The sequence below is a fragment of the uncultured Capnocytophaga sp. genome (assembly GCF_938029845.1).
Lineage (GTDB): Bacteria > Bacteroidota > Bacteroidia > Flavobacteriales > Flavobacteriaceae > Capnocytophaga.
In genome coordinates this window covers 1-7,724 of sequence record NZ_CALHGG010000006.1, presented here as the reverse complement: position 1 = coordinate 7,724, position 7,724 = coordinate 1, and the positions used below count along the sequence as shown (strand labels likewise).

General features: G+C 31.8%; 6 protein-coding genes and 1 pseudogene. All 7 read right to left on the bottom strand.

From position 1 onward, the window contains the following. The coding region (locus Q0625_RS00385) for a hypothetical protein (protein WP_298822925.1) at positions 1 to 911 on the bottom strand (911 nt) is incomplete at its 3' end. Positions 912 to 934: 23 nt separating this feature from the next. Beyond that, positions 935 to 2,088: pseudogene (locus tag Q0625_RS00380) on the bottom strand (DUF2931 family protein). Between the two features lie 254 nt (positions 2,089 to 2,342). Beyond that, a complete protein-coding gene (locus Q0625_RS00375) occupies positions 2,343 to 3,359 on the bottom strand; it encodes a hypothetical protein (RefSeq protein ID WP_298822924.1) in 1,017 nt (338 codons plus the stop codon). Positions 3,360 to 3,435: 76 nt separating this feature from the next. After that, complete coding sequence (locus Q0625_RS00370) at positions 3,436 to 4,500, bottom strand: hypothetical protein (RefSeq protein WP_298822923.1); 1,065 nt, start codon at positions 4,498 to 4,500, stop codon at positions 3,436 to 3,438. Between the two features lie 5 nt (positions 4,501 to 4,505). Further along, entirely contained in the window at positions 4,506 to 5,354 is an 849-nt protein-coding gene (locus Q0625_RS00365) for a hypothetical protein (RefSeq protein ID WP_298822922.1), read from the bottom strand. Further along, entirely contained in the window at positions 5,315 to 5,914 is a 600-nt protein-coding gene (locus tag Q0625_RS00360; protein WP_298822921.1) for a hypothetical protein, read from the bottom strand. The genes Q0625_RS00365 and Q0625_RS00360 overlap by 40 nt, the downstream gene beginning before the upstream one ends. Before the next feature lie 2 nt (positions 5,915 to 5,916). After that, the gene (locus Q0625_RS00355; protein ID WP_298822920.1) at positions 5,917 to 7,683 is read right to left on the bottom strand and encodes a DUF2235 domain-containing protein; all 1,767 of its coding nucleotides are present in this window, start codon (positions 7,681 to 7,683) and stop codon (positions 5,917 to 5,919) included. Positions 7,684 to 7,724: the final 41 nt, after the last annotated feature.

Here is a 7,724-nt window from a genome sequence, read left to right as displayed (position 1 = left end):
TTTTCACGATTCTCTTTGGTTATCTTACGGACAAAGTTTTCCTCGAGGTCGTAAACTGTGGTTATTTCTTTTTCCTCATCATCCATATTTTCTATCTTTAGCAAAGAAAGAGGTGTGTTGTAATCCAAATAGTTCTCTGGAGATAAGAAATCATATTTATCTTTGAGTTGCTTAAAAAGTTTGTCTTCTCCTGTAATTACATTGTAAGTACGAAGCTCTAATATTCCATTGTAATATAGAATATCTCCATTCTGATGAATAGGATAATATGAATAAGTAGTGAAATTTTTAAGAATTTTATATAGTTTTACACCATCTTTAGCTAACACATCTGCTAAAAAACGTACTCCATTTTTTTTACATTTGAGAAATCGACCATCAAAATCATCGTAATAGATTTCATCATCTCTATTATACTTATCTATTTCCTTTATTTCAAAAGTCTTATGATTAAGGAGGTATATATATCTATTTTTATCTCCAGAAGTCTCAATAATGCTATACTCTTTCGTATAGGCTGCAATATCATAGACATCATTTCCTTCAAGAATGAGTTCCTTATAGGATTGCCCTCTATCCGTAGAGATATAGAGTACCGCTTGCCTTTCTGTTGCCGTGGGGTCAAAATTAGGAGTGTCCTTTTGAGCTCCCAAGATAATGACATTCTCCATAGGGGAAAACACCAAACTCAATTCCTTGTCCGAACCAGGGTTAAAACCATTATTTCTTTTTTTGTACAAATCCAGAAAATTGTATTTGGCAGTCCATTTCATATTATCATCCTTAGTTTCTTTGATTTCTTTAGTTTCTTTAGTCTCTTTGATTTCTTTATTATCTTTAGTTTTAAAGAAACAAGAAGTTAGGAATGTCGCTAAGAGTAGCATTCCTATTTTTGGTAAGTATGTTCTCATTTTTTTCATTTTTTATCTATTTATTAGTTATCAAAAGGTGTTGCATATTTTTGATTTGCTTTTCTTATTCTTATTGATTTAGGATCTATAAAAGCCTCTTTCCCATTATCTCCCATCAGACGAACTGTAAGATAAGAATTGATGCGATTCATTCGAATATCCAAATGCGCTTTTGCTTCCTCAGGATGTTCTCCAAATACTTTTTTATAGGCTTCTAAAGTATCTTCCCATTCAAACTGAACTAAAACCCCATATTTTATACCATCTTCAGCTTTATAATTAAAACGTATTTCCTTAAACAATGGAAGTTTTCTTATATCGCGATACAACTCTTTGGGAACAAAAACATCTTTATATTCTTCTAAAGTTATAAAATCTGTAAAAAAAAGGTGTCCGCTTCTCCATTCCAATACTGATAATCTACATCTCCCATTTTTCCATTAGGAATTTCAAAAGTAGGATACCATTGGTACTGATTGTCCCGATAGCTATCCCATAAACCAAAGGGAATGGGTTTATTTTTGTTTGCCTCCCGAAAATCCTCAGGAATGATAGTGTTACTATTTAAAACCTCTTCTCTATCCTTTTTACTAAATATAAGTTTTTGGTGATTGTCTAATCCTTCAGGTTCTCTAAGCGCTATTTTCTCAGCTTGGTATCTTCCTATTTCTGTAAGTGGTAAATAACCAGACCCTACCCATAACACTACTACACCACCAGGAGCAATACCTACTACTATAGTATCATAGGTTGCATGTCTTACTTCTCCATTAGGTACTCTTTCATCAAAACCTTCTCTAAAAAGTTTTGCTACCTTTTCGTAATCAATAGCGGTTTTGAGCCTATAAAAACAATCTTCTTTATACGACAGCCATACCATATCTACATTTTGGGGTAACTCGTCCATTGAATGACTTTCATACCCCATAGCATTTCCCCAATCAGGTTCTTCTGTTATAGAGTAAAGCTCTCTCGATATAGGAGTTCCTCCTACCATAGCCGCGTAAAAGCGTATAGGGTAACCAATGGGGGTATTCACCGCTACTCCCCATTTATATTTAGGCTCGACATTAGTATTAGCTTTATTATTCTTGTCTTGTTTTGCTTTATACCCCCAACAGCCCGTAAGCCATAAGGCTAAGAGTATAAGCGTGATGATTATAATGGTTTTTATCATAAGAATGTGTAAAATTGTTTAATAATCAGAAAAATAATAGTCCTACCCCCGTTCCCCCTTCCGAAAGAAGGGGGGCAAGCCGCAAAAGCGATAATTTATAATCCTACCCCCGTTGAAGGTGTATGAAAAGTTTTATTTATCTGGGCGTTTGCAGCACATACCCAGCTATCGCTGGCTTTCGTACATAACACACTACAAAAACTATTGATAATCAGAGTAATCAACTTTGCCAAAGGTGCGAGCCGCACTATTTTTTACTTCTGAAATTCCCCTACCATTATGCGACCACCACTCTCTGGAGAATCTCCACGAAAGAAAATACCCTCAAAAACAATATATTTGTCCTCAAAGAAACCTACATTCTTATTAAAACCAAACAAACCTACCATAGGAATTTTGTGGGTTTTCCAAGTTTTCCCTTTGTCAAAAGAAAAACGCAATTCAGTATGTGTGTGAAGCTTTGTATAATCACAGATAAAGTCCTTATAGTAATAGTACTTTTCACGATTCTCTTTGGTTATCTTACGGACAAAGTTTTCCTCGAGGTCGTAAATCATCAATTCGTATGTTTCCTCATCATTCTCATTTTTTTCATTTTGCAAGGAAAGAGGGGTATTGTAATTCGATGAATTTTCAGGAAAGAAATAATCATATTTATGTTTAAGTTGATTAAAGAGTTTGTCTTCTCCTGTAATTACATTGTAAGTGCGAAGCTCTAAAATTTTATTGTAATATAGAATATCTCCATTCTGATGAATAGGATAGTACTGATAAGCAGTGAGTTTTTTAGGTATCTCATATAACTTTACAGAGTCTTTACTTAATACATCTGCTAAAAAACGTACTCCATTTTTTTTGCATTTGAGAAATTGCCCATCAAAATCATCATAATAAATTTCTTCATCTCTGTTATACTTATCTATTGTTTTCAACTGAAAAGTCGTATGATTAAGGAGATATACATATTCAAATTTATAATCTGAAGTACAGATAATGCTGTACTCTTTCGTATAGGCAGCAATATCATAGACATCATTTCCTTCAAGAATGAGTTCCTTGTAGGATTGTCCTCTATCCGTAGAGATATAGAGTACTGCTTGTTTTTCTGTAGCAGTGGGGTCAAACTTAGGAGTGTTCTTTTGGGCACCCAAAATAATAACATTCTCCATAGGGGAGAATACCAAACTTAGTTGTTTGTCCGAACCTGGATTGAATCCATGGTTTCTCTTTTTGTACAAATCCATAAAGTCGTATTGCGCTGTCCATTTCATATTGTTATCAGGGATTAAAGTGGAACAATTAGTATATAAAATTAGTAATATATGAAATACTAAATATATTGAAACTTTATTCTTCTTCATATTTAAGGCTATTTTTTCTTACATATTCTCTGTCATAATCAACAAAGGTTTCAGCATATACTTTTTGAGTTGCTTTGCTTACTACTTTTATAGAATCTACAATAGTATTATAAAGACCTACTGTTCTAGTTATTACACCTAAATAAGGAATTTCTGCAGTAGGAACCTTCAAAATAGGATAAAGAGGGTCTCTATAATAAATATAATTTACAGTAAGAAGCTTTAAATGATCCATATTTCCAAATGTAATCAAAGCTTGCATCTTTGTCGCTTCATCTTTCCACTCTTTAAAATCAGGTGTTAAACCTATAATAGCTAATTCCCCAATGGTAAACTCAGACATTTTATCAGGCATATAAGCCTCAGGATGTGTAGCAAAAGCAAATTCTCTAAAACGCTCATTATTAAGCTCTATATTGGTATAAAATTCCTTCATCTTAGCTTTTTTAGCATCTTTATAACATACTTCCTGCTTTTCAATATTTGTAGGTTCAAAATTATTATTATATCTCTTCTGAAATCCTAAAAGTTCTGCTATCAAAAAGGTATCATATTTAGCTTCATAATTCTTTTGAATGAGTCCTCTTTCCATCAGATTTTGTAAGTTTAACCTTACTTCATTTATCCAATCTCTAACAATATTTCGTAGTTCTTCTTTCTCAAGAAGAGAGAAATAAGCACAATACTTAAATCCATAACTATCACCTAAGAAAGGTTTTACTTCTTTTCCTCTCTTAGCTATAGGAGGGAGTTCCTTATGGGAGACTCCATATTCTCTTAATTGGGATGTGACTGCATATTTCTCATAGTAATCTCTACGTTCCTTTGTGTCAAGAATAAACATTGGTCCCATATAATAATCAGGAGGAATATGGCCACAAAAAGTATGTCTTTCTAAAAAGTCTAAATACCGATTTCGGTAATAGTTAGTAGTTCCTGGAACAGGTGAAAAAGGAGTAGGGGATTTCTTTTTACAGATATTCACCTGTACTTTTGTTGTCTTTTCTTCTCCAGAGGAAGTGACAAGTCTAAAAACAGTAGTGTTACTCATAGCTCTTATTTTAAAGGTTCTACAACTTCTAATTCTATGATTTCTTCATTGTTTTGTACTAAATAGTCTTTGAGTACATCTTTTTCAAGTCTTTCGCCATTGAGTAGGTAATCTGCTTTTTCGTTATTCATATCTACAGATATTGTCTTTCCTATATACCCCACTGTTTTTATATGTAAATATACAAATGTACCATAATCAACATCTTCTAGACGATTATTATGTTTATCTGTTAAATAAAAATCAATCACTTTAGGAGTCGGAATATATGGTGGCATAGGCATTCCTGTAGTACCTATATTTTCAGGAACATTTATTTGTCCTGAGTCTATGAACTCTATTTTACCGCTTTCAATAGGAGCATTGGCAGGGGGCATTTTGCCTGTACCCATAATGGTAGATTTTTTAATAAGAGCTAAGTTATCTTGGTATTTGGCTGTTCCAATATCTTGCCATTGTGTTAGAGACAATAGCTGAAATCCATCTACAAATGTAAAGTTTGCAGGACTTTTTTCTATTTCAGTACCTACAGTTTTACTTTGGATGGTAGGGGTGTCACTTAGCACTTTAAATGTTCCTATATGAGGGCCGAATTTCACCTTGGCTCCATTAATAACAAAAAGTTGGTCTTCTTGAGCTTTATCTTCCTTTTCTTGTTCTTTCTCAATGGCTTCCATTCTTTTTTGGTTACGCTGAGCTACAACTTGAGAAGCTCGTTCCTCTTGTTGTTCTGGAGTTGCTTTACCAATGGTAATGATTTCAGCCTCTTCACGCTCCTTTTCTTGACGCTTTTTATTATTTTTTTCTAATTTGTCTATATATTTTTGTTGTTTATTTCCAAAGAACCAAGCCATAACAATGAGTATTTTAAATTTGTGTTGTTATTTATTTCATTTACAATAGATTCTATAAGAATACTATTTCTATATTCAAGTAGGTCTTCACCTTTGCAAATTACTTTATCATTCTCTTTGGGATGTCCATTAAAAAGTAATCCTAACATATTATTTTGATTAAGGAAAGCAATAAAACTTTGTTCATTCTCTAGTAGGTTAGTAATAGAAGCGCAATAGTTCTCTATTTCATAACCTTTATGAATGGTAGTAATAGATAGTTGTATTTTTTTCCATTTGATTTTAATAGCAGAAAGATTGAATACTTTAGCTATTCTATTTTCTTCATTGATACCTACTTCTAAATAATTGAAAGTAGAGGCTATTTTTCGCAATAAAGTATTTATTGTATTTTCTTCAGGAAATAGATACTTTATAGTCATTACTTGGTAATAAGCTAAATCTGCTTTTTTACCTAAATACCAAATCTCTATAAAACGTTTATAAGTATTCTCTTGAGTATAAGGTGTATTATAATCCTTAGTTACAATACTTTCTATGAAATATTTTTCATTTTTCATCTCTAATATTCTTTGCGTATTCTATCAGAAGTTGGTCCGTGTCCAAGATAATCAGTAGTAGTATTCATTTTGGCAGATCTATGCAAATAGCAGTTTCTTAATTTTCTTAACAAATAATCAGCTCTATATGCTGTAATTTCTATCTCACTAAGTTCAATATCAGATTTTGTAAAGGTAAATTCACCTTCTCTTTTTGAATTTTCGTTTGAATAAATATATTCATAAAAGTTATATCTATTGGGAATTTCTGGGTGTTCTAATACCCATTCTTGTTTACCTTCTATGGTATGTTTTCTTAGATATTCCTTTACATTTTCCAAAAAATCATCTTCTAAACAATAATTTGTATACATCTTGTTTTCTATAAGTTCATTATTAGAGATATAATTAGAAAAATCTTCGCACATAAAGTGCATAGGAATAAGATTATATCTAGGTCTTAAAAATCGTTCTGAATATAGTGTTTTTCTTGGGAAACCACCTTCAATCGTTATTTGATATTCAAAAAACCAACCTTCACGTATAAGTTCTTGTCTTAGTTTTTCCAAAGAACTTTCAAAAACACTTTTTTCTAACACAATCATCTCATAATCACAACTATACATAAGAATATCATTTATTTTTAGAATATCTTTCATTTTTAGAATATCATCCATTTTTAGAATACCTTTCGTTTTTAGAAAATCTTTCATTTTTAGAAAATCTTTCGTTTTTGAATATAATTTAGATTTTGAAAGAAGGTTAAAAATTTCTTTTTCTGTAAGTCTATCATTATTATAACTTCCTCCTATATCACTATGTACACCAGGAAATCCTATTTCAAAAGCATTACTGAGTGTTTCTGTTTTTAACCTAGTGATTGAAAAATTTTTACGATGTTCATCTAGTGCTGTGTAATGGACAACTCTTATAGGATTTCCTATTTCGTCTAGATGTAATTTTCCTATATATTTTTTGAAGCTGGGGATCAAAAGAGATTCAGGATCATAAGAGACAACAGTATCATAGAGACCTAAAAAACGAATTGTTACTTTCATATTATCAACCAACTCTCTTGGTACACCTAATCTTAATAAAGAAGTACCTAGAAAACCAAAGGGTGGAAGTAGTCCATTTTCTATTAAACTATCATCTACAAAGCCTCCCGCATGGTCTAATTTAATAATAGCCTTGTCAGGTGGAATATAAGTTACTGCAGTGGGGGGCAATACACCATGCTCATAGGAACTTTTTTGCAAGTTATATAAAAAATATCTTGCTGCGGCTGCTCCACGACTAAATCCAAAAACATCTATTGTTAAATTAATTTCTTTTATTTTTTTCCCTTCTTCTACCCTTTCTTTTTCTTTATTTTTAATTCTTTCAGCTAATTTTAAACACCCTCTTCGTACTTTTGGTACGATACCAGTGAATCCTCTACCATAAATATATCCATCTGATTCATCTTTCTTTTGCTCTCTTTCTTCTTCTACTGTGCCAATTCCCTCTATATAGATAGAATAATCTTCTTCGCAACACATAAACATTCGTGCAATATTAGTAAAATCATTAGCAAAACTATCATCAGCTTCTGCATATGTGTCATAAATATTTTTCTCTTTTGCAGTTGCCTCTTCTGAACTAAACTCTCCTTTATGATTTATCTTTTTGCGGATTTTTGTATGTTCCATATTATTACGAGTTCCGTCAAAAAATAATCCAAAAATGAGATTTATTTTATCTTTATCCTCAAAAGAAGATATTCCTTTATTATATACAAAAGTACTCATAACTAACTCCATTTATTAATTTTAATCTCATTATTAAATAA

Bases quoted from the DNA above. Each gene is read 5' to 3' on its own strand.
- Q0625_RS00370 (WP_298822923.1), bottom strand. From the start codon at position 4,500: ATGAGTAACACTACTGTTTTTAGACTTGTCACTTCCTCTGGAGAAGAA.
- Q0625_RS00375 (WP_298822924.1), bottom strand. From the start codon at position 3,359: ATGAAATGGACAGCGCAATACGACTTTATGGATTTGTACAAAAAGAGA.
- Q0625_RS00355 (WP_298822920.1), bottom strand. From the start codon at position 7,683: ATGAGTACTTTTGTATATAATAAAGGAATATCTTCTTTTGAGGATAAA.
- Q0625_RS00360 (WP_298822921.1), bottom strand. From the start codon at position 5,914: ATGAAAAATGAAAAATATTTCATAGAAAGTATTGTAACTAAGGATTAT.
- Q0625_RS00365 (WP_298822922.1), bottom strand. From the start codon at position 5,354: ATGGCTTGGTTCTTTGGAAATAAACAACAAAAATATATAGACAAATTA.